The following is a 23,526-nucleotide window of genomic DNA, read 5'->3' on the forward strand; positions in this document are numbered from 1 at the left end:
TTAGTCCTCCTCTGTTTCTGAAGCAGATCTTTGTTCAATCCGATCCAGTAGTGTTGAAAATTCTGCTCGTGTTACAGCGCGATCCGGACGGAAGGTTCCGTCTTCATATCCTCCTGCAAGTCCAGCAGATGCGAGGCGCTGTATATCCTCATACCCCCAGTGGGATTCACTCACATCTGGAAATGAGGTCTCATCAGATCCACTGAATGTAAACGCCCGGACGAGCACGGCCGACAATTCGGCACGTGTCAACGAATCAGAAGGGCGGAACGTACCTTCCGGATCACCTTCGATCAGGCCTGCCTCCTGCGCTCGTTGAATATGATCATACATCATCCTGGATTCTGAAACATCCGTGAAATCTCTGTCATTGTCTGCCTCTGGAAGTTGAAGCTCTCTGACCAGCATCGCCGCGGTTTGTTCACGAGTCACACTGCCTTCCGGCTGGAACGTGCCGTCCATAAAGCCGGTTATCGTGCCCCGATCATTCAGACGAAGGACTGCAGAGGCTGCCCAATGATCAGCTGCATCCGGGAACCGCGCCACTTCACGGGATTCCGTCACGGCCTGCAGCCCACTAAAATACAAGGTTCCCTCCTGCTTATTCGCCTCATTCGTCTGAGCTGCATAAATCGTTTTCAGCGTATAAGGCTGCGGGACGCCTTGAGGTAGATCAGCTGTTACGTACCGCCACCCATTCCAGTCTAATCCTCCGTTTTCTGTGAAGTCGACCGTATGACGTTCTCCCTCAGCATCATATACATAACCGCGAAGCCATTCCTGCCCGCCATCTCCATACACCCACATGCCAATCTCTTCCACTTCACCAGCGAAAGCTGCCGGTTCTGATGCATGAAGATAGGCTGCAGCTGTGCCAGTTTCTTCGTCTGTGAAATCATAATCGACTTTTACTCCCGGTTCGCCCAGATGCTGCGCCTCCGTTGATGCAGAAGCCTGAACGGATGATTCTCCGCGCAGGGTTTCCGTATAAAAACGCTCCGGTGTTTCGAAATAAGGAAGGTCGTCCACCGGTCCATTTAGTAGAGGCCAGGGAGAAGTGTCCACTGCCTGAAGTGTCGTCGAAACGGCACGCTCGCTTCCTGCTGATGGTGTGTTGATGAGATCAGGAAAACCATATCCAGGCTTCATTCCTGCCATCGTCGTAGAACCTCCCCCATCGAGGTTGATCGCCCGGTCCGCACCCAGCTCAATGAGATGATCTGCCAGCTCGGTGATCGACAACCCTTCTGCCTGCCCATTCTGTCTGCCGTCTACAGTGACAAACATTACATCGCTGCCATCCTCTGAAATACCAATGGCTGTCCGCGGCTGCCGCGAGCTGGACTGGAAAGAAGCTTCATCCATTGTGATATGACGTTCGCCGTCCTTCACTAGAAAGGGACCGGAACCAAGGACATAAGAAGCATCCTCCCAATATTCATCTATGTTAAAAGACAACTCCACTTCATCCCCTGGTTCCAGTGCCGCCAAGTCCTCATCGATGCGGTCACCATGTACAGAAATGACAAAACCATCTTCAGGGATGTCAGGATGGGAGCTTTCCCATCGGCTGTCTTCCTCGTTACGCTCATTTCGTTCTTGAATGGTCCCGCTGAAGGAACTATCCGTCTGGATGGAAGAGAAATCACCAGCATCCTCTACGACAAATTCAAGGCGGAATTCTGAAGGGTTTTCTCCAGGTGTATCCAGTGCATGATTCGGTGTGTATATGTTGAAACTATCGTTAGCCGGCGAAGTGTCCAGCTCATCAATATCCCAGGAATTCCCACCAGAAGAAAGAACCCCCTGCATGTTATGTTCATCGATCAAAGCCGTACCATCCTCCATCATGCCGAAAGCCTGCAGATGATGGTTATACCCTGCTTCGTTGGAAGAGGTTCTTCCAAAACGTAGAAGCTCTCCTTCCTGAATTAGCAGGTTAGCTGGCATACCTTGGTTCAATCCACCCGTTTCAAAAAAAGAAGCGTTTACCGCACCCAAAACCCGGCTGCTCAACTCATGATGATCCCGCGCCTGATCGGTTGTTGTCCGGAGACGGTTCAATGGGTCTGGAAGGCTCAGTTGAAGCTCGGTATAGGGATCATCCAAATTTACCGACATTGCATGTATAGACTGCGGCACGTCCCCGCCGCGTTCCCATGCTGCCCATGTCACACCATTCGAGAGCTCTTCCACTTGCTGCTCTTCCGCAGTAACGGCAGAAGGAAGCAGTACCGCTCCAGCAGTTAAAGCGGCTAGTATATGTAAGTTTTTCATCTCATTTCCCCTTTTCCTATTCCCATAACAATTAATTATCGTTCCAATGTTCATTATACATGAGTGAATCGATTGTGCAGGTTACATTTTATTAACACTGCCTGTTCATGCCAAGAACAGGCAGTACGGCTCACTGCTCTCGTGGGAAAGCAAGCATCTATCATCCCTGGTACTATGAAGAAAAATTGAATCAGGCGGTCCTGTCCAGAAGATGGTTGTTTGGATTGGAGACAGGCTCAGTGATAACTTGACCGATCCGCATGGGGCGCCTGCCCCACCCTGCCCAGCAGCCTTGACGAAAAAGCCCGCCACAAGTTAAATGCTCTGCTGCAAGAAGCGAGAAGGACAGGGAGGTCGTTGCCTTCGATCGTCGGCGCTTCGAAGCCGCAAGCTTGTCAGCAATTTGCGACAGTGCGGTGTTCCAGCGATGACTGGCAGCAGGAATTCTGCATACGAACCGGAGCAGATGCTATCTTTTCACAAGGCTGTGTTATCGTTTGTTGTTGATGTCATCCGCTTTCGGCGGACGCTTGCTCCAGGACTTGTCCTCCACGATCTTCCGCGAAGCGAAGAGGATGTTCGGACGGTGCTTATCCCTAGAGCGTCGCCGCCTATCGCTGCTTTCATCAAATAACAACATCAAGCCTTAGCAGCGCTTTTCACAAAAAAAGCCCGCCCCCGGAAAATCGGGAGCGGACGTACGTATTGTCTTTTCATGCTTGAAGAGCTGCGCCATTAGTCAACTTCATATTCTGTGATGAATTTCTGTGTGAAATACGGCTGGTGATCGTCTGTAAAATGAACACCGATGCCATTTTCTTCGTACTTGTCAGAGAGCATTGTTTCCCGATGACTTTCGGAATAGAGCAGATTAAAGTGTGCGTGCAATGGGCTGATTTGATTTCTAGCGAGGTTCTCCCCAGCGTGCTTGAACAAAATGTCATGGTCACGCATACGATCGAACGGCGACTGTCCCATTTGATTATCATGGGAGAAATATAAGTTGTCTGCCATATCCGCACTGTGCTCCCCGGCAGCAGCGGCTGCCTTCTCGTTCCATTCCAGCGGCTCCAGACCGGCCATCTCCCGTTCCATGTTCGTCAGCAGCCAGAGTTCACGTGCATAGCTTTCGCTTATCGTATCCGAGTCACGATTGCCGTAGAATCCTTCTTTGGCATGTTCGGCATCCTGATGGATAATCTGAACACCGCCGACACGGTCCTCTTCATGGCGATCATAAAACACAGTAACGTAATAGTCGTTGATTTCAAAGAAATCCCACGTCTCATCGTCACCATAATTAAAGTGCAGACCGTTTTTTTCAAGCCAGCGTTCCGGCTGTCCGAAGCGGTCACGAACATCGCCGCGCGTAATGTCTTCGTCGGTCATCTCCGGTGTCATCGGTGCGAACACCGCGTCTACCGTGCCGTCCTCAGCACCGACAAAGTGGAAAGAAGCGTTCTCTCCATATACGACATCCCACGAGAAATCGTAAGCTGTTTCGAGTGTCTCATCAGCAGTTCCGCCATCCCAGCTTTCACCGGGCAGTACCGGCATCCAGTCAAACAGATTTATGTCGGTTTCAGAAAGCACATTGTCCTCATCGCTTCCGGGCCGTTCAATCGTTTCAGTATGACCGGATTCTGTCACCGTGACGGTTTGGGTACTTCCGTCCCAGCCGACATTTGCACCGAATGCTTCAGAAACAAAGCGGAGCGGAACGAACGTGTGCCCTTCCCGAATGATCGGTGTCTGGTCGATCGTCACTTCTTCATCGTTGACAAAAGCAATCTGCTCATCGGCATGCATATGAATCGACGCATTCTCATTGGAAGCGGTTATTTCGCGGCTCTCCTGATGCCAGGTTACTTCCGCTCCAAGGTCTTCAAAAATCGTCCGTAAAGGCACCAGCACGCGGTTGTTTTCCATAAACATCTTGGACGCCGTCTCTGGCTGGTCCTGACCGTTGAATTCGTATTGTATGCTTCCGTCCGCATGAGCAGCCGTTCCGCCTGCGAGCATCATGCCGGCTGCTGCTGCTGTAAGTATAAGCTTTTTCATTGTCATCCCCACCTTCAAAGGTTTGTCCCAAGATGATGCTGTATAGCTGCTTCATCTATTAATCATTATGACGTTCTCTATACAATAATGTTACCCTTTTGTTACAAAATCAAACGTTTTTTTGGAAGACAAGCGCTTTTAAGGGGAACATTACCATATAAAGTACGTCCAAAGCATAAAAAGTGCTAAGACTTTTCTGTATAGAAGGGGGGTTATATTACAGGTAGATGACAATTTGATGACACGAGGAGAGTGGGGGTGGAATTGCCCACTTTTTTGTATTACCCTGCTGGCGGAACGGGAAACCCGCTTTTGCTGACTCCCCTCCTTCCACTGCGTTCATACAGCAGAACAAAAGTCGCTTTGCGCTTTTGATCGGAACGGCGTGTACCGCAGGTTTTTTGAGGGAAGCACGGGTTCTTCCTGCTTCCCGAGCAGCCGGCTGCGCCGTCTTCCTGCTAGGACTCTTTATGCTTTACTACAAAGTAAAAAACAGCAGCCCTCCTATGAGAGAGCTGCTGTTTCTCTGTTTATGCTGCGTGCTGAACGGCGGTGCCGCCGCTTGTTAACGCCCGGTAAAGAATTTCTGCGTGTAGTACGGACGGTTTTCCGCATCGAAGGCCGTGCCGATGCCGACCTCTTCGTACTCGGAAGTCAGCAGGTTTTCCCGGTGTCCGTAGGAATTCATGAGCCCTTGCTGAGCAATGATCGGACTCGACTGGCCGGAGGCGATGTTTTCACCGGCCCGGCTGTACTGCAGTCCTGCTTCCTCCATCCGGTCAAACGGATCAAGCCCTTCCGGTGAATCGTGGGAGAAATAGCCTCGTTCCGACATGTCCCGGCTGTGATTATAAGAGACGGAGGCCACCTGTTCATTATAGGAAAGCGGCTCGTAGCCGTGTTCCACCCGGTCTGCATTGACGAGGTCGTACATGAGGCGGTCGAAATCGTCGCCGAGTGCATCGTCCGGATCGGCGTAATACCCTTCCAGCGCCATTTCCATGTCTTCGGAGATCAGCTGGGCTGCCGTCAGTTCATCTCCTTCATGAACGTCATAAAAGGTAGTCAGAAATCCGTCTTCCACCTCAAACAGATCAAATTCATCCGACTGCTGCTGCGTGTAGCGGGTATTGCCTTTCCGTATTTCAGTGACCATCTCTCCGTAGCGGCCGCGGACGCTTTCCCGGTGATCCCCTAACGACGTGCCTTCCGGAGAAAGGATCGGTGCTCCGCTCGTATACAGGCCGGCCACTTCCCCGTCTGCGATGCCGGCCATGCGGAAGTTCTCGTAGTTATCATGGTAAATATACCAGTCGAATCCGTACTGCGAGGCCGTAATCCGTTCCGGACTGCCCCAGGCGTTCTGGACATCCGACTCTCCATCCCCGATATGAACCCCGTCCACCGACCAGCGCTCCGGTGCTTCTTCCGGCGCTTCAGGTGGATCGTTGTCCTCTTCCTGCTCGTTTGTCGGCTCCGATACATCCCGGCGGCCGGCCGTTACCGTGATCTGCCTGTCTTCTTCGCTCATCACAGCTTCCATCGCGTCCCCGTCCCAGACGAGGGAGGTTCCGAATGTATCCGTGACGAGGCGGATTGGCACGTACACACTGCCATCGACCATCTGCGGCGCCACTTCAAGCGACACTTCTTCTCCATTAATGTCCGCCGTCGTGCTGTCCAGCTGCGCAGCGAAACTGCTGTCCCCGCGTTCCGCTTCAATCCATGCCGTCTCGCCTTCCCAGGAAACGGACGCGTCCATAGCGTTCATCAACGGACGAAACGAGACATATACCTGCCCATCCTGGAGAAACGCGTCTTCCACTACCAGCTCTTCCTGATCATCCACTTCTGCAGGTTCCGAGTCACGAACTTCCTCTATATCGTTAAAAGGGAACCACCAGATCAGTGCCACTGCTGCCAGCACGAGCACAATCGAAAACCCAGGGCCCCGGCTCCTTCTCCTTGCCATTCTGCATTCCTCCTGCTGAGATGCCTTCTTTCTATTTTACTCTGCCGGGAGCGCATCCAGCAAGCAGAACGCAGAGCCGGACCAAGCGCACAGACCCGCTGCTCTTGGATGTACGAACGACCTGAGGAAAGCCGCCCGCTCCGCAGCGTTGGCAGAGACGAGACCGGATCAAAAAGCAAGGCCAAAAGAGCGAAGCGCCTTTTGCTCGGAACGGCATGTCCTTTAAAAAAAGGCTTTGTTAAAGCCTAGTGTTGTTATAACAAAAGTACGCCTGCGGCTCTTTTTTCTTCGCTTGCCGCGGAGACATCCTTCCGCTCTCCCTCCCTACGTCCGGGAGGATCTTCACGCTTTCTTTATCCGCAGGCGTCTCAAAAATAGCCTGGGCCTGCTCCGTTTAATGTAAGTTTCTTTTCTTTCAGAAGGACGCAGCGAAGACCGGCGGACGCCTGTGGAAGAAGGAGATCGGAAGCTCCCGCAGGGCGTAAGACCGAGGAAGCTGGAGATTTCCTCTACGGCAAGCCTGCCGAGTTACAGTGGCGTTTTCTGTCATTATCAACAACAAACGATAACAGAGCTTAAAGAAAAGAAACGAGCGCTTAACAAGGATTCGCATGAAGGAACAAAATGGGAATATAGATATTTGAAGTTGCACGTGCGTTTCATCAGCATACAGGCGGGAGGCAACGCCAAGGTGAAGCAGAAAACAGATCTCTTCCTCATGGTGACGAAACGAAGGAACTGCGCCGCCATAAAGCTGGTTTGTTCGCTTTATCCTCAAATGAAACACTGCCGACAATCCCATTCGGATCGTCGGCAGTGTTTATTCCTTCATTCGATTTTTCCCAGCCTCGGTCTCTCTGAAAAGATTATTTATCGGTAACGGTAAGTCCCGGGCGGAGCCGTTCCAGTTTCTTCTCGCCGATGCCACGGACGCGGGTAAGGTCGTCGAGGGTGTCATACCGGCCGTTGGTCTGCCGTTCTTCCACGATCCGCGCAGCAAGGTCCCGGCCGATGCCGCTCACGCCTTCGAGGTCATCCACATCCGCCTCGTTCACATCCACGATGCCGTCGTCTTCTTCTTGTTCTTGCTCTTCTTGTTCCTGTTCTTCTTGTTGTTCTTCTTCCTCGAGGGTCAGCTGCTCGGATTCCTTCTGGGTGTCCGCTTCTTCCTGCTCGTCGTCAGAATCCTCCGGCGGTGCTGGCGCTGGTTCTTCTTCCGTTTCCGGCTGCGCGTCGGTATCCGCCTGCTCCTCTGTATCCTCTTCAGCAGGCGCGCCGCTGTCCTCACCGGACGCTGCTTCCTCGTCGTTGTATGTATCCTCTGCTGCATGCTCTTCCTGTTGAGGCGCTTCCTCTGTATCCGGGGAAGGCGCGTACGCTCGTTTTTCCAGCCGCTGCCGGATCATTTGAACCAACGGCATCATCGCCCAGAGGACGGCCGCTGCTGCTGTGATCTTCAAAAACCGCTTCATCTGCTCTGCCTCCTATACTCTGCTTTCCTTCAGTATATCAGATTCTTCCCGGGCGGGAATGGGATAATCTGCCGAGCTGGATGGTTTTTTTTCGAAGGAGCGGTTGTACATGGACATGCCGTTCTTCCCGTTCCGCTTGATTTCATACATCGCCTTGTCTGCCTCGAGAAGCATGTCATCCACCGTCCCGTCCTGATCGAACCCCGTGATGCCGATGCTCGGGGTAACGATTACCTGCTTCCCGTCCATATCGAATGGTTCACTCAGACGCTGCTTCAGCCTCTCCCCGACTTCTGCCGCCTGCTCACTCGTGATCTTATCGAGGAAAATGACAAATTCGTCTCCGCCGAGCCTGCAGACCATGTCGCGCTCCTTCAAGGAAGAAGTCAGCCGTTCCGCCATGTACGTAAGTAAATCGTCCCCAACCGCGTGGCCGAAGCGGTCATTGATCTGCTTGAACGAATCCAAATCAATAAAAAGAAGGAAGGCGCGCCCTGGATCAAAGGATGGCAGCGACTGCATGGAAGACACGTACTCGTAAAAATGAGTACGGTTCGGAATTTTTGTCAACGAATCATGGTAGGCCATGAACGCCATCCGTTCCTCCGCATGCTTGCGGTCCGTGATGTCAATGAGGGCGGCTTCCACCCGGTCCAGCCTCCCTTTTTCGATGACCGGCATCATATTCGCGGTCACCCAGATCGTACGGCTGTGAAGCCGGAAGCGGAATTCTACTTTCCGCAGCTTCCCCTCCAGCACTTCCTTCTCAATCATTGCAACAAATGCCTGATCGTCTTCGTGGACATACGCTTTCCACGGCAGCACGGCGTCTTTTTCCATCGGCAGCGCCATCAGCTCCGGAATCCCCGAGGTGATGTCATGACGAGCTCGTGCAGGATCATATGTATAAGTCACAATCTGGGCGCTGTCCAGCAGATAACGCAGTTTCAGACGGTGGTCGCGGAGCACGGTGAAAGCCTCCTGCATATCCCGGTGCTGCACTAATAGAAAGGCAGTCAGCAGCACGTTGAACAGCTGCAGGTACAGAAAGGTCGACCAGGATCCGCCCTGAAAAATGTCCGCTGCGGCTACTGCAAACACAAGGCTCGTGATGATCACCGAGGCCGCTCCGCTGAACAGAACAGCAGAACGGTCCCGGTAGAGGGCACTCAGCAGCAGCCCGAACCATACGAAAATAAACGCAGACAGCATCTGCACGGTAAGAACAAGAATCGCAAACGACACAAAATACGTCCAGAGCACGCCGTACATGAGAACACGCTGGTACGGAAATGCTGGCAGGACATAATAAAATAGAAGGAACAAAGGAAGCGAAAGAACCGGCAGAAACAAAATCCAGCTCTGCGTCACAACAGCACTAAGGAAATACACAACCTGGAAAGCAAAGATTAGCTGCAGTACGATTTTGTTTCGTTCTTTCATCCTACACTTCTCCCTTCTCTATTCACGCTATGCACTTCTTTTATACTAACACAAGCGATTCAGGAAAGGAAAGGAAACGGTGGAAGAAGCAAGGACTCAAACGTCATAAACCTTGTTAAATCAAGATTTTAACGAGAAAAAAGACCTTTATTACGCTTCTTTCTCCGTAGGGAAAAGTCCTGCATATTATTTCATTCCTTTCGACAGTTTAAAATGTCTAAGTCTTTTTACTCCTTTGTCACGACTAAACAGGGATCTGTCAGCCGCTCTTGAAAACAAAAAGAAGGCGCCGGAAGGTTTATGCTTCCGGCGCCCTGCAGCAAAGAGAGTCGTCTCTGTTCCGTGCTATGACACTCTGCCTGTCCTGCTTCCACGTCCAATGGATTAGGAGCGCCGCAGCCGCTGTAGGAAAAAGACATGCACGAGCGCAATAATCACACCGGCCAAAACAAGACTGAACAGCACGAGCAGTCCGCCCCCGGCCAGACCGGCTGCCTGCCCGGCGTAACCGAACCCTCCAAACAAAGTGATAAAGCCGATAAAGGTCACTGGATTCACGGCACGTACCGGAATCCACTTGAATAAGCTCTCTGCTAGTTCACTGAAAAGCAGGTAGGCGAAACCGAGACTGATTCCGCCGATGAGTATCGTCAGGTAGATGACGGAAGCATCCATCCGAATCGTCCTCCTTTCTGCGTACTATTCTTCTATTCCCATCTATTTCAAGGATTATGCTCCATCCTGAGAAAAATATTTTTTGAAAACCTCTAAGAACGTGTGGGTCCTATTTCATGGTATAATATATACTAAATCCATCACTGGGAGGCCCACTTGTGACAGATACCCTCATTGTTCTGGAAACCTACTACAATATACCGCTTGTCCTCTTCTCGATTTTGATGGCGGTCATCGGCTCGTTCGTTGCGCTCGAGATCAACACGCGCATCACCCAGCTTCCCGCGGGCCGACGAAAAATGCCGTGGATCCTTGCCGGTGCCGGAACGATGGGAATCGCCATCTGGTCGATGCATTTTATCGGCATGTCCGCCTTCCAGCTGTATGTGCCGCTTCAGTATGACTGGTTGATGACGGTCTTTTCGATCATTCCAGCCATCATCTCTGCCTTCCTGGCTTTTTTCGTCCTGCATCACATGACGGTTCGCTGGTCCACCGTGTTGACCGCCGGCCTCCTCATGGGCGGCGGTATTTCCGCTATGCATTACACCGGCATGCAGGCTATCAGTTTTGCCGGCGTCATGACCCACACACCAGCGTCGATCATTACAGCCACTTCGATTGCGGTGATTGTATCGTTTGCCGCGCTCGCAATTTTTACCCACTCCCGGACCATTCAGTCCATGCCGCTCCGCGGTGTGATGGCAGTGGTCATGGGGCTCGCGATATCATCGATGCACTACACAGGCATGGGGGGATCGTCGTTCTGTCTGCCGCCGGAAATGTCGAACCTGATTCAGGCGGAACCAACCGAGCAGAACAACGTCCTCGGAGTGACGACCATTCTTGCGACCATCGTCATGTACACCGCCGTCCAGTTTATACTGCAGAGCGAAAACCGCTGGGCGCAGCGGATGAGTTTCATCGATCCTGCTACCGAGCTTCCGAACCGGCGCAGCTTCGAAGCTCTCTCCGTGGAAGAACTCCGCCGGTATCCGGCAGTCATGTTCGCTGAAATCAACAACTTCAGCATGATGAACGACAGCTATGGCCTGGAAACTTCGGATCAGATTCTGTTCATTATTTCCGGCCAGCTGTCCAAACGCCTGCCGGAAGGAGCCAAACTTTACAAGCTGAACGGATCCCGCTTTGCCGCTCTGTTGACAGAGGAGTCGGAAGCAGGCGTGCTGGAGCGAATGCGCGATGCGGCAGAAGAGTACATCGTCCCCGTCTTCGGCTCGGACCAGGAAATCGACGTACAGATGACCGCCGGTGCAGCACTGACATACGACATCACGAGCCACCGGCAGCTCGCCCGTGAAATTGACGCCGCGATGCGGGAAGCGAGGTATACTTCTACCCGGTGCGTCTTATACGATCAGAATCAGCACGACACGTTCCGTGAACAGGAACTGGCAGAGGACCTGCGCCGGGCCATTGCCGAACAGAAGCTGGACGTTTACTATCAGCCGAAAGTCGATTCCCAAAGTCTTCATGCCGATAAAGTAGAAGCCCTCGTGCGGTGGAACCACCCGCAGCATGGGTTTATCTCACCGGGTCTGTTCATTCCGGCGGCCGAGCGCTACGGGCTGATCATGCCGCTCACCGAAACGATGCTGCGCATGGTCTGCCGCGATCTAGAGTCCGGAGCGCTTGCCCGGCGAGGCATCAAGGGCGCTGCCGTGAACTTGTCCCCTGCCCACTTCCAGGTGAGCGAGGCCAACAGCCGGATTCTCGCCATCGTGCAGGAGTTTAACATTCAGGCTGAGGATCTCGAATTTGAAGTGACCGAGTCCACGATGATGGAGAGCGTCGACCGCGCAGTGCAAATTCTCTACGAGCTGCGTGCAGCCGGTCATACGATTGCCCTCGATGATTTCGGCACCGGCCTCTCGTCGATGACCTACCTGCAGAAACTTCCGGCCGATACGCTGAAAATAGACAAAAGCTTCATCCAGTCGATGACAGACGCCTGCCGGAATGAAGCCGTCGTGAAATTGATGATCGACTTTGCGAGAACTGCCAACATGGATATCGTCTGCGAAGGGGTCGAAACGAAAGCCCAGCTGGAACGCATCCAGCACCTGTCGCATGCACAGATTCAAGGATTCTACTTCCAGAGACCGGTACCGCTGGAGCAGATTCAAACGGACTTTTCGGAGAGAGCCAGAAAAGAAGCCTGAGTGGAAGCACCGCATTCCGGGAAATGCGGGTCGCTCCACTCTTTTTTTGCGTCGCTTCGCCTCGGGAAGCGCGTCGCTTTCCGCCGCATGCGGGTCTCCCGCCGGATTTTTTTGAGCCAATTTGCTTTTTTTGAGCCAATTCTCAACGACATGGAGCCGCTTCCTCCTACAATCTCGACGCCTGCCGCAGAAATGGCGCCAGTCAACTACCTTTATCCACTCAACCCCCTTCCTGCAGCGGTGGGCACTTAGGTAACGGGAAGCTTGTCCCGGACCGTCTAAAGCACCTCAGCTCCTCAACTAAGGCGCCCCACCCTCTCCTACCGCGGCCAGAGCCGCTGCCTCTCTTCGACAATGGATCCACTTCTGCAATCAAAACAGGGCAGCCGGCTCTCCTTCAGGAGGACTGGCTGCCCATTCGTTCTTCGATTTTGTTGCCGACGCGTGCGAGAATGACGGTAGCAATCACGGCAACGAGGACGAGTCCGTAGAATCCCGCAGCAATGCCGATGCCGACACCGCCGACGAAAAAAATCATCGCCGCTGATGTGAGTCCGGTGACGTTAAAACCATCTTTCAGGATCACGCCGGCGCCGAGAAAGCCGAGCCCGGAAACAATCTGGGCGGCCAGGCGCATCGGGTCCATCATGATGTTCGACGACGTCTCCGCAAAGTGGATCACGCTGTGGATCGAGACCAGTGTAATGAGACAGCAGGACACGCACACATACATATACGTCTTAATGCCGGCCGGCTTGCTTTTCGAATAGCGGTCCCATCCGATCAAAAAGCCGATGAGGGCACTGCCGAGAATCTGAAGGAGCATTTCTATGTACGGGGTGACGTAGCTGCCTGCAGTCTGAAGTTCAAGCAAGGGCTTGCCTCCTTTCTTCCTGTTTATTCTATGCATTAGTTATACGCTATTTTTCTCTTCCCGGCAAATCCGTCTGGAAAACACCCCCTTTTATGTATGGATTTCATTATCCGCTGATTTTTAGTATTATATAGGTAAGGAGGTGTCGCACGTGAGTGAAGAAAAAGAAGATCTAAAAGAACGGGTCATGGCGCAGCTGGAAAATGTGGTCGACCCGGAACTTGGTGTAGATATTGTCAACCTCGGGCTGGTCTATGAGATCAAGCTCGACGATCAGGATAACGTCACGGTCGTGATGACCCTGACCTCGATGGGATGCCCGCTCGCCGGCACGATTGTCAGCGACATCAAGACGGCACTCTCAGAGCTGCAGGAAATCAAGGAAATCGGCGAAGTCGATGTCGACATCGTCTGGAGCCCACCTTGGGATAAGTCGATGATGTCCCGTTACGCAAAACTGGCGCTCGGTGTCGCTGACAACTAAACCGGGAACCCGTTCCCGGTCGGCGGGCGCGCGCTTCAAACGACAGCGCGGCCCGTCTTTCCGGGCGCAGCATCCGCGCACGGAGTACGTGCGTGCATGCTGCTTCCGGAAACATGCCAGCGATACAGGTCGGAGGACGTATGTTTCTGACAGCGCAGCCATGATATAGTAGGGCTGGTCATGAACGAAAGCGTACAGCGCCTTTTCGTTCGAACGGCGCGCAGCAGACACAGCCGCCGTCTCTTTTTATGAAAACGTATCCTTTTCAACGAACCAACAAACAGCACGAAGAGCCGCAGCGCTCTTCTGATATTACAGACAGGGGTGTAGCGACGACATGAGCACGAAACAAACGACCGCAGATGTCATGCTGATCGGCGCAGGCATTATGAGCGCGACGCTCGGCACGATGATCAAAGAACTCGATCCGGACTGGAAGGTGCAGATTATTGAAAAGCTCCCGGAAGCCGGTGCGGAGAGCTCGAATGAATGGAACAACGCCGGAACCGGTCACGCCGCTTTATGTGAATTGAATTACACGTCCGAGAAGCCCGATGGTACGGTGGATATCACGAAGGCGATCAACATCAACGAACAGTTCCAGGTATCCACGCAGTTCTGGTCCTACCTGGTCAACCAGGGCATTCTCGACCATCCAGCATCGTTCATCCGCCCGATCCCGCATTTAAGCTTCGTCCAGGGCGCGGAGAATGTCCAGTTTTTGTACCGTCGTTTTCAAGCGCTTTCACAAAACCCGCTGTTCACGGGCATGGCGTTCGCCGACGATCGGGACACGCTTTTGCAATGGATGCCGGTCATGATGGAAGAGCGCGACAGGAATGAACCTGTGGCAGCGACCAAAATCGACTCCGGCACCGACGTCAACTTCGGTGCGCTCACGCGGAAGCTGATTGATCATCTCGACACGCAGGACATCCAGACGCAGTACAACAGTGAAGTGGAGAACATCACACGCACAACCGAAGGCCTGTGGGAGCTCTCTGTCCGAAATCACGAAAGCGGCAGCGTGGAAACACACACCGCGCACTTCGTGTTCATCGGCGGCGGCGGCGGAAGCCTCCATCTCCTGCAGAAAACCGGCATCCCGGAAAGCCGCGGCGTCGGTGGTTTCCCCGTCAGCGGGCTGTTTATGATGACCAAAGACAAAGAGCTGATTGAAAAGCACCACGGCAAAGTGTACGGCAAGGCCAAAGCCGGTGCCCCGCCGATGTCGGTCCCGCATCTGGATACCCGCTACATCGGCGGCGAAAAAGCCCTGCTCTTCGGTCCGTTTGCCGGATTCTCGCCGAAGTTCTTGAAAACCGGTTCGATCATGGACCTGCCTTCATCGATCCGTCCGGATAACTTGATTACGATGGTTGCTTCCGGCGCTAAGAATGTGCCGCTCACCAAATACTTGATTGAGCAGGTGCTCCAGTCGAAAGAACAGCGCATGGAAGAACTGCGCGACTTCATTCCGGGCGCCGTGAGTGACGACTGGGAGCTCGTGACCGCCGGCCAGCGCGTGCAGGTGATCAAGGATACGGACCACGGCGGAAGGGGAACCCTTCAGTTCGGCACCGAAGTCGTCACGTCCGAAGACGGCTCCATTGCCGCACTGCTTGGAGCGTCGCCGGGCGCGTCCACGGCCGTCTCCGTCATGCTCGACGTGATGGAACGCTGCTTCCCGGAACGCATGGAAGAATGGACACCAAAGATCCGCAGCATGGTCCCTTCCTACGGGCGCCGTCTCATGGACGATCCCGAGCTGCTGCATGAAGTTCACCAAACGAGTGCGGACGTCCTCGGCTTGACGGCGCCGGACTTTCGAGAGCTGCTCGCCGCCGGCCAGGATCAGTCGTCTTAAGCAGCCGTCGACTGCCTCGAGGAAAACCTGCACATGCTTATCATCTAAATTGAGAGGCCCTCACCCGACATACGGGGAGGGCCTCCCGTTTGTTGATGAAGGACAAAGCAGGCAGCCACCTCCTTTTCTTCATCTTTTCTCGTGCGCTTACCGGCGGAAGCATGCCGCGGGGCTTGTCTTCAGCTATGTTCCCTGCCCTTCCGCGCAGGGAAAAGGATCGTCAGACGGCGCAGCCATCCCACTGGCGTCACCGCCGGACGCTTCGGAGAAAAGGAGCGTTTCTCCCTTCATATCCTTTAAACAAAACAGGAAAGAGGCCCTCACCCGACACGCGGGGAGGGCCTTTTGGCTGTTTTGTCCTGACTGTCCTTCCAGCCTGGTATCAGAGGCAGACGATGTGACGTACGTTAGTACCGGAACTGCTGCAGGCTTCGCTTCAGCTGCTCGGCGATGGTCGTCAGCATCTCGCTCGAGGACGCCACTTCCTGCATCGAAGCGGTCTGCTCTTCGACCGCTGCCGACATCTGCTCGGTGCTTGCAGCGTTCTGCTGCGAGACGGCCGAGAGGCTTTCCATGACCTCCATCATTTCTTTCTTCTGGCTTTCCAGCTTTCCGCCGGATGCGTTCAGGCCGCCGACTTCCTTCCGCATGCCTTCGATCGCATCCGCCACCCCTTCGAACGTCTGGATCGTTTCGTTCACGCTCTTCGTCTGCACCTCGGCCACTTCCCGGCTTTCTTCCATGCGATTCACCGCTCCCTGCGTTTTCGCCGAAAGCTCCTGAATCACAGCGGAAATCTCTTCAGAAAAACGGTTCGACTGCTCCGCCAGTTTGCGGATCTCTTCTGCCACGACCGAGAAGCCACGGCCGGCTTCTCCTGCACGGGCCGCTTCGATCGAGGCGTTTAACGCAAGCAGGTTCGTCTGTTCGGAAATGTTTCGAATCATGCCGCTCGCTTCTTCGATCTTGGACGTGTTCTCGTTCGTTTCCCGGATCATCTGCTGTACCGCGTTGGTCGTCTCGTTGTTTTCTTCCGTCTTTTTCGTCAACTCCTGCACGAGGCGCATCCCCTGGTCCTTCAACGAGGCGATGTGGTCCGCAGCCGTGCTGACTTCCTTGACGTATCCTTGATCTTCTTCAATCACCGTCCCCATCTGCTGCATATGGGCGGCGCCTTTTTCCGTGTCTTCCGCCTGGCTCGAAGCGCCCTTGGCGATCTCTTCAATCGTCCCGGCCACTTCATCGGCCGCCCGGGAGGACTCCGCACTGGTACGGGTCAGGTTCGCCGACGAATCGGAAAGCCGGCCTGCCGCTTCCTGTACATCCTCAAACAACGTCCGCAGGTTTTTCTTCATCAGCGCGAGACTCGTAGAAACCCGGCCGAGCTCATCGCGCCGGTCGTCTGCCTCATGTGCCTGCAGATCGCCATTCCCGGCACGCTCAATATCCGTAATGAGCCCCCGCATGCGGCGCTTGATGTTTCTCGTGAAAAACAGCAGAGCCCCTGTCACGAGGAGAATGATCACCCCGACGACCACTGCCGTCTGTGTGATGATGTCGGCCATCGTGCTGTTGATCGCCTCCTGGGAAGCCCCCGTGAACATCATGCCGACGACCTCATCGTCCTCATTCATTAGCGGGCGGTACGCTGTCTGCAGCTGCATATCGAGAATCTCTGCCTCGCCGGAATAGCGCTCTCCCTCTTCCAGGACCAGAGCCGACACCTCGCCTTCCGCCGCCTGCGTCACGGCACGCTCGCCGCCGATAATCAAATTCGTCGTCACCGGCATGTCTTCCTGGAAAATGGTGATCAGGCCGCCGGTGATGTCCGTAATGTCATCTGCGAGCTCATAGTGTTCGTTGATCACCGCATCTCCTTTCACGAGCTGTCCGTCGTCGAGCTGCCATCCGCCCTCGTACCGCTCATCTATGTATTCATACGCCAGATCGAGATCACTCCTGGCCTTATCCGAGGCAAACCCCTCAATCCCGCTTTCTACTTCCGTAAAGGTGATCAACATCACCGCCGCCGTCAGTACCGCAATAATGCTGAATACGACCACGTAAAATTTCGAAATAATGGAAACATGCTTCACAACAACTACCCCTTTCGACTTTGTGCATTGTTTGAAAATACCACGAAAGACGCAGGGAAACAAGGAGACTTTTCTCGTTCTTTTGTCTTATATGGGAAAAAGGGGGTGCAGCCCTCATCAACATGTCGCACGCAGGCCCGGCTTCCGTGTAGATAGACGTCCGCGGCCTTACACGGTCGACGAAGCGGGCCGCCCGGGGCGGAGTATCTTCAATACGACGGGCATACGTACAAAGGTCCGCTCAGCCGAAAGCCGCCTGCCTTCTGCACCGTGGCAGAGGTGACCCAACAGGCGGAGCGGGCGTTTTCTTTTCCAGCGCGAGCAGCACGCTTTTCCCCGGAACGGCCTGCAGAAAGGATTACCCGCAGGCCGTTTCGGGTACGTGGAAGAAAAAGGAGGTGCTTTCGATGAGTCTTCTCTTAGTCGGAGCCGGCATCCTCGTGATTATTGGTCACTTTGTTTATTTCTTGAAACAGCGCCGTTTCCGCGAAAGCCGACTGAACCTGGGGCTGTTTTTACATATGTTTTTTCTGCTGACGGCGGTGACGATCACCTTTTCGTTTCTCTACTTTTACCTCGGGACGCAGGGGACGACGCTCCGCGTGAACGATCCGACCGATGAACCTGTCGACGTCACCTTTCTGGAGGCGCTGTACTTCAGCGGCGTCACGATTCTCTCCGTCGGCTACGGCGATTACGTGCCGATCGGACCGGCGCGCTTTTTCGCCTTGATTCAGGCAGCGCTCGGCCTCTTGATCCCGAGCGCCTTTTTCCTCACCGCGCTCGGCCAGGAGGTGCAGAACAAGCAGGAATAGCCTGTTCCTGCTATGATAGCGGGGAAGACAGCAGGAGAGGAGCATCCACATGAAAAACCACCGCCCGCTGCTCACCATGACATGGGAGCACCTGTTATTTCTCCACTGGGAAGCAGACGCAGAACAGCTCCAGGCTGCTCTTCCGGAAGGCCTGGAGCTTGATACGTATGACGGAAAAGCCTATCTCGGCATCATCCCATTTTTTATGACGGATATCGCCCTGCAGGCCCTGCCGCGGCTCTCCCGGCTGCAGTTCCCGGAGCTGAACCTGCGAACCTATGTGAAAAAAGACGGCCGGCGCGGCATTTATTTTTTCTACCTCGATGCGTCGCATGTGCTGGCAAACCGTGTCGCCAACACCGCGTTTCAGCTGCCGTACCGCCGCGCCCGCTTCGACACCTCCACAGCAGGGCCAATCCGGATGTCGCACTACCATCCGAAGAGTCGGAGCGGCATCGATGTCAGCTGGCAGGGAGCAGGCCCGGTGTTCCGTTCGGAGCCCGCCTCGTTTGCCCACTGGGCGACCGAGCGGTATCACTTCTTCACGAAAGGCGCCGGTCTCCTCTGGCGCGGTGACGTCTCCCACGCCCCCTGGACCCTGCAGGAAGCCGACGTCGATGTGCACCACGAAAACCTGCTTGATCACTGGAACACCGGCAGTCAGGCGCCGGCCTTTTATGGACGGAAGATTGCCGTCACTGCCGAACGGATCCGGCGGGTGTAAACGAGAAGAAGAGCGCTCTCCCTGTGGGAAGCGCTCTTCTTCTCGTTGCAGCACTTGCAAAGATAATCACTTCAAGACTGTCAGCACATGGCTGACAATCTTTTTTTCTCTTGATGCTGCTATCCTTTTATTTGCCGGACTGTTCTTTATCTGTTTCCTTGGTCGCTTGCTTGAACCGCTCTTTCTGCTCTTCCAGCGATTGTTCCAGGGAGACGACCGGATACGGATAGGTTTCTCCGAGGGTGAGGCCGCCCTCGTTCCGGTCGACTTCGCTCATTTCCGCGGGCTGGTAAATGTACTCGGCCGGCACGTGCTTGAGCTCCGGGATCCAATATTTCACGAAGGCGCCGTCCGGGTCGTATCGTTCTCCTTGATGCACGACGTGGAAGGCGCGGAACTCCTTCACATCGGTGCCGACGCCCCCGATGTACTGCCAGTTGCCGTAATTGCTTCCCGGATCGTAATCGATCAAGTGCGATTCAAACCAGGCTGCGCCCCAGCGCCAGTCGATGCCGAGGTTTTTCGTGAGAAAGCTCGCCGTGTTCTGCCTCGCCCGGTTCGACATGTAGCCCACCTTCTTCAGCTGGCGCATCGATGCATCGATGAGCGGATACCCGGTGCGCCCGTCGCACCACGCGTCAAACAGCGCGCTGTCCTGCTTCCATGCCACCGGAAGCTGCTGGAGGCCGTCGCGCCTGAAGAGCCTCGCGCCCTCCTTTTTCAGCAGGAAATGAAAGTAGTCCCGCCACAGCAGCTCAAAATAGAGCCAGTACGTCGAGTCGTTGGCGCCCTCCTGCTCCTCGAGCTCCTGCAGCTGCTCGTAGACGCGGCGGGGCGAGAGGCACCCGGAGGCGAGCCACGAAGAAAGCTTGGAGCTGTCGTCGAATTCGAGCATGCCGTTGCGGCGCTGTTTGTAGGAGAAAACGTGCCCGGTGCGGAACAAGTACTCTTCCAGCCGGCGCACGCCTTCCTGTTCGCCGCCGTTGACGAACGTCTCGGCCCGGATGCTGCTGAAGCGGTTCATGAGGTCCTCCCCGGTGTAGGCATGGTCCTCGAGGTACATCGGCGTCTGCTCCCGCGGCAGGCCGCGCGCCGGACGCGGCTGCACACCCGATGTCTCTACCTTTTTCCGGAACTGATTGAACGTCGCCGGCATGTCCGACAGCGCAAACGGCAGATCGTCTTCGTGGTAGAGCGTATCGCCGTGATACCAGACGACTTCCACCCCGGCAGCGTCGGCGGCCGCCGTGATCCCGGCTTCATCGTCTGCCTCTTCCGTTCCCGGAAGACGGTGGGCATGGATCCGCTGCACCGGAAACTGCTGCATCCAGCTCTGCACTTCCTGGGCCGCATCGCCGTCCGCCACAACGAAAGGCACGCCGAGCCGTCCGAGCTGCTGATGCATTTCGAGCAGGGATTCCAGCAGGAAGCGGCGCCGCTTATCGTCCTGCCGCGGAAAACCCGCTTCCGTCCGTTCTTCGAGGCGACGGTCAAACACATACCCGGCCATCACCGGGGTGCCGCTCTCCAGCGCCTGCATCAGCGGTTCGTGGTCGTGCACTCTCAAATCCTGGCGCAGCCAGACAAATTCCATGCCGTCGTCCTCCTTTTTCATGTTAACTCTCCATTCCCTTCCTTCGGATAATGAAAACCCGCCGCACTTTCGTTATACTGAAGAGACAGACACAAGGAGGTCAAGCCCATGCTGGTAAAAACCGCACTCGTACAAATGAACGTTGCTTTCGGTAATATCGAGGAAAACTACGCCAAGGCGGAACAGGCCGTGCAGGAAGCGGTCGAACAGCGCGCGGACGTCGTCGTGCTGCCGGAGCTCTGGCCGACGGGCTATGACTTCGACGCCATGAAAGAAGCACCCGATCGAGAAGCGAGCCAGGCCGTGACGTTTCTATCAGAACTTGCCCGCTATCACCGGGTCAACATCATCGGCGGATCGGTGCCGAAAATGACCGACCACGGCTTGTACAACACGATGCTCGTCTTCAACCGCCACGGGGCGTTCGTCAAAGAGTACAGCAAAGCGCACCTGTTCCGCCTGATGGAAGAGGAGAAGCATTTGACGGAAGGCAACGAAGGCGGCATGTTCAAAATGGAGCACGGCTTCGCAGCCGGATTCATCTGCTACGATATCCGCTTCCCAGAGTGGATTCGCACGCACATGGTGCACCCGGAATATAAGCCGGATGTGTTCTACGTGACGGCGGAATGGCCGAAAGCACGCATTTCGCAGTGGCGGGCGCTGCTCATTGCCCGCGCGATCGAAAACCAGTGCTTCGTCGTCGCCTGCAACCGGACCGGTTCCGACCCGAACACAGCCTTCGGCGGCCATTCGCTCGTCATCAATCCGCTCGGAGAAATACTCGCTGAGGCAGAAGAGGAAGACACCATCCTCTACGCGGAGTTTGAAACGGAAGAAACGGCGGAGATCCGCCGTAATATCCCGGTGCTGGACGACCGTCGTCCGGACTTGTACCGGCTTTAATGAAGAGAGGGTGCTGCAGCCTGTTCCCCGAAGGACGGAGGGATAACGCCCTCCCCGGGTTTTGGGCCGCACCCCTTTTACATAAGTAACAGGTTGATGGCAGCGAGGCAGATGACGATGCCGGCGGTGATGCGGATGGCTTTCGGGGAGAGGTGCCGGAAGCAGGCGACGCCGAGCCGGGTGCCTAAAAAGACGGTGCCGATGCCGACGAGGAAGAACCAGAGGAAGTCGGGATCGAAGTCTCCGCTGGCGCCGTGGAGCAGGACGGTCATGCCGTTGGTGAACAGGAAGGTGAGCTGCAGGTTGGCGCTGTAGGCGTATTTGTCGTCGGCGAAGAGCAGCATGAGATAGAAGACGAAGAAGGGTCCACCGACGGCGAAGATGCCGCCGATGAAGCCGCCGAGAAAGCCGAAGATGATGGGGATCCAGGGGCTTCGGGAGCGGATGCCGGCGGCTTTTCCTGCGCCGAAAAACAAGTACAGCACGACGAGGAGCAAGAAGATGCCGAGGAAGTCGCGCATGATGTCGAGTTCGCCGTAGTTGCTCAGGACGAAGAAGGCGCCGATCCGGCCGACGAATGCGGCGCTGAAGAGCACGATCAGGAGGCGCCACTGGATGTGGCCGCGCATTTGAAAGAAGATGCTGGCGGCGACGAAGAGGGACAGCGACATGACGAGCAGCGTGCTCTCTTTGACGGTGAAGAGCAGGGGCAGGAAGCTCATGGCGAAGAGGCCGAAGCCGAAGCCGCTGACGCCCTGGATGAAGGCGCCGATCAGTAGGATGAAAAACACGATGCTGATTTCAATAACCATATGTATCCGCCTTTTCTTTCGGTAGTCTATCTAGTATAGCATGAAGGGAAGGCTGCAGGCAGAAGGGAGCCGTTTGGAGATGGATGTGCTGACGGTAGCCGTCGCAATTACGGTCATGGGGATCATGATTGCGCTCGGTGCGGTCGTATCAATGAAAGTGGAGGTGAATCAGCAGGCGAAGCAGGCGCTCGTGCTGATTGTCTTAAATATTGCGGTGCCTTCGGTGATTCTGAACGGGGTGTTCAACACGGATTTTTCCGATGACCTGCTGTTTCAGATCGGCGTCGTGTTTGCGATTTCGGTCGTGTTCCACCTCGTGTCGCTCGTGGCTGTGCTGTTTCTCGCACGGGTGATCGGGTTCCGCTCGATGTTTGCAAAAAAGATGGCGATCCTCGGGGCGCTCGGCAATACCGGCTTCATTGGGATTCCGCTCTGCTACACGATTTTCGGTCCGACGGGCGGCCTGCTCGCGGCGATTTTCGACGCGGGACTCGATATCGTGGTTTTTAGTGTGGCGGTCTACCTGCTGCAGTCGGGTGCCGGTTTTCAGCTGCGGCAGCTGAAAGCGGTGCTGAACCTTCCGCTTGCGGCCGTCGTCGTCGGCCTTTCGTCCGCTTTTATCGGGCTGGAGCCGCCCGCGGTCGTGCGGCAGCTGGCTGAGCTGCTGTCCGGGCTCGCCGCGCCGCTCGCGATGCTCTACATCGGCATTCTGCTGCACCAGCTGATTCAGCGGACCGGCTTCCGGGTCTATCCGCAGATCTGGTTCCCGGTGTCGCTGCGGCTGCTGCTTATTCCTGTCGTTGCGGTGATGGTGCTGCCACTGCTGCAGCTGCCGGAACTGCCGCAGAACGTCGTCGTCATCTCGGTATCGATGCCGACGTTCATGCTGGCAGCGATCCTCTTCTCGCGGTATACAGAGGATGAGGACACGGCGGTCATGACCATCTGCTTGTCGACAATCTTGTCGCTCGCGACGATACCGCTGATTGCGTTTCTTGCGTCGTTTGTCATGTAGACCAAAAGCGCGTCAGGGCTTTTGGTCGGAACGGCGTGTACCGCAAGCTTTTCAAGGGAAGAAAGGGAGGGCTTTCTTCCCGGGCAGCGCATGAAGCCGCCGTCTTCTTGTATGAGAACTTATCCCTTTTAAAGCAAAAAAGATCCTGCGTCCGCCGACCGCCGGCGGACGTTTCCTTTTCAGGTCTGACGGCTGATCCGAAGGGGAATTGGCTGGACTTTCTCTCAGCTTGGTCGAAATTTCCGTGAATTGTCCG

The 23,526-nt window shown here is 55.1% G+C and carries 17 protein-coding genes; 7 read left to right on the forward strand and 10 right to left on the reverse strand.

Annotation, left to right across the window (positions count from 1 at the left end):
* The 6 genes from G477_RS0116970 to G477_RS0117000 all read right to left on the reverse strand — a co-directional run bounded on the left by G477_RS0116970 (nt 1) and on the right by G477_RS0117000 (nt 9,900).
* The gene (locus tag G477_RS0116970; protein WP_026698930.1) at nt 1-2,277 is read right to left on the reverse strand and encodes an S-layer homology domain-containing protein; all 2,277 of its coding nucleotides are present in this window, start codon (nt 2,275-2,277) and stop codon (nt 1-3) included.
* 735 nt (nt 2,278-3,012) lie between these two features.
* Nucleotides 3,013-4,338, reverse strand: coding sequence for a stalk domain-containing protein (locus G477_RS20720; RefSeq protein WP_051288182.1), 1,326 nt, complete (start codon nt 4,336-4,338; stop codon nt 3,013-3,015).
* Between the two features lie 565 nt (nt 4,339-4,903).
* On the reverse strand, nt 4,904-6,310 hold the full coding sequence (locus tag G477_RS20725) for a CAP-associated domain-containing protein (RefSeq protein ID WP_051288183.1): 1,407 nt from the start codon (nt 6,308-6,310) through the stop codon (nt 4,904-4,906).
* An 866-nt stretch (nt 6,311-7,176) separates the two neighbouring features.
* Entirely contained in the window at nt 7,177-7,782 is a 606-nt protein-coding gene (locus G477_RS0116990; protein WP_026698932.1) for a ComEA family DNA-binding protein, read from the reverse strand.
* A 12-nt stretch (nt 7,783-7,794) separates the two neighbouring features.
* Nucleotides 7,795-9,225, reverse strand: coding sequence for a diguanylate cyclase domain-containing protein (locus G477_RS20730; RefSeq protein ID WP_051288185.1), 1,431 nt, complete (start codon nt 9,223-9,225; stop codon nt 7,795-7,797).
* A 384-nt stretch (nt 9,226-9,609) separates the two neighbouring features.
* Nucleotides 9,610-9,900 carry an NfeD family membrane protein gene (locus G477_RS0117000; protein ID WP_026698933.1) on the reverse strand — a complete coding sequence of 97 codons (291 nt, stop codon included), beginning with the start codon at nt 9,898-9,900 and terminating at the stop codon, nt 9,610-9,612.
* 158 nt (nt 9,901-10,058) lie between these two features.
* Between G477_RS0117000 and G477_RS0117005 the strand changes: the two genes are divergently transcribed.
* The gene (locus G477_RS0117005) at nt 10,059-12,083 is read left to right on the forward strand and encodes a putative bifunctional diguanylate cyclase/phosphodiesterase (protein ID WP_026698934.1); all 2,025 of its coding nucleotides are present in this window, start codon (nt 10,059-10,061) and stop codon (nt 12,081-12,083) included.
* A 397-nt stretch (nt 12,084-12,480) separates the two neighbouring features.
* On the opposite strand, the gene G477_RS0117015 is transcribed toward G477_RS0117005, so the two are convergent.
* A complete protein-coding gene (locus G477_RS0117015) occupies nt 12,481-12,909 on the reverse strand; it encodes an MgtC/SapB family protein (protein ID WP_245575570.1) in 429 nt (142 codons plus the stop codon).
* A 235-nt stretch (nt 12,910-13,144) separates the two neighbouring features.
* On the opposite strand from G477_RS0117015, the gene G477_RS0117020 reads away from it, so the two are divergent.
* Both G477_RS0117020 and mqo read left to right on the forward strand, forming a co-directional pair.
* Complete coding sequence (locus tag G477_RS0117020) at nt 13,145-13,441, forward strand: metal-sulfur cluster assembly factor (protein WP_035212357.1); 297 nt, start codon at nt 13,145-13,147, stop codon at nt 13,439-13,441.
* Between the two features lie 337 nt (nt 13,442-13,778).
* On the forward strand, nt 13,779-15,308 hold the full coding sequence (gene mqo / locus G477_RS20135) for a malate dehydrogenase (quinone) (protein WP_035212322.1): 1,530 nt from the start codon (nt 13,779-13,781) through the stop codon (nt 15,306-15,308).
* A 407-nt stretch (nt 15,309-15,715) separates the two neighbouring features.
* On the opposite strand, the gene G477_RS0117030 is transcribed toward mqo, so the two are convergent.
* Nucleotides 15,716-17,404, reverse strand: a complete 1,689-nt coding sequence (locus G477_RS0117030) for a methyl-accepting chemotaxis protein (RefSeq protein ID WP_026698938.1) — start codon at nt 17,402-17,404, stop codon at nt 15,716-15,718.
* A gap of 407 nt (nt 17,405-17,811) precedes the next feature.
* Here G477_RS0117030 and G477_RS0117035 point away from each other — a divergent pair, with 407 nt between their 5' ends.
* Together G477_RS0117035 and G477_RS20140 are read left to right on the forward strand one after the other, a co-directional pair.
* The gene (locus tag G477_RS0117035; protein ID WP_026698939.1) at nt 17,812-18,219 is read left to right on the forward strand and encodes a potassium channel family protein; all 408 of its coding nucleotides are present in this window, start codon (nt 17,812-17,814) and stop codon (nt 18,217-18,219) included.
* A gap of 49 nt (nt 18,220-18,268) precedes the next feature.
* The gene (locus tag G477_RS20140) at nt 18,269-18,943 is read left to right on the forward strand and encodes a YqjF family protein (RefSeq protein WP_051288189.1); all 675 of its coding nucleotides are present in this window, start codon (nt 18,269-18,271) and stop codon (nt 18,941-18,943) included.
* Nucleotides 18,944-19,070: 127 nt separating this feature from the next.
* Here the strand turns inward: G477_RS20140 and G477_RS0117045 are convergent, their stop codons facing one another.
* Entirely contained in the window at nt 19,071-20,537 is a 1,467-nt protein-coding gene (locus G477_RS0117045) for a DASH family cryptochrome (RefSeq protein WP_026698940.1), read from the reverse strand.
* A 108-nt stretch (nt 20,538-20,645) separates the two neighbouring features.
* On the opposite strand from G477_RS0117045, the gene G477_RS0117050 reads away from it, so the two are divergent.
* A complete protein-coding gene (locus G477_RS0117050; protein ID WP_026698941.1) occupies nt 20,646-21,443 on the forward strand; it encodes a carbon-nitrogen family hydrolase in 798 nt (265 codons plus the stop codon).
* A 77-nt stretch (nt 21,444-21,520) separates the two neighbouring features.
* Here the strand turns inward: G477_RS0117050 and G477_RS0117055 are convergent, their stop codons facing one another.
* Nucleotides 21,521-22,255 carry a sulfite exporter TauE/SafE family protein gene (locus G477_RS0117055; protein WP_026698942.1) on the reverse strand — a complete coding sequence of 245 codons (735 nt, stop codon included), beginning with the start codon at nt 22,253-22,255 and terminating at the stop codon, nt 21,521-21,523.
* A 79-nt stretch (nt 22,256-22,334) separates the two neighbouring features.
* On the opposite strand from G477_RS0117055, the gene G477_RS0117060 reads away from it, so the two are divergent.
* Entirely contained in the window at nt 22,335-23,270 is a 936-nt protein-coding gene (locus tag G477_RS0117060) for an AEC family transporter (protein WP_026698943.1), read from the forward strand.
* The last annotated feature ends 256 nt before the right edge of the window (nt 23,271-23,526 follow it).

This window comes from Alkalicoccus chagannorensis DSM 18086 (assembly GCF_000429725.1).
In the GTDB taxonomy this organism is placed as follows: Bacteria; Bacillota; Bacilli; order Bacillales; family Salisediminibacteriaceae; genus Alkalicoccus; species Alkalicoccus chagannorensis.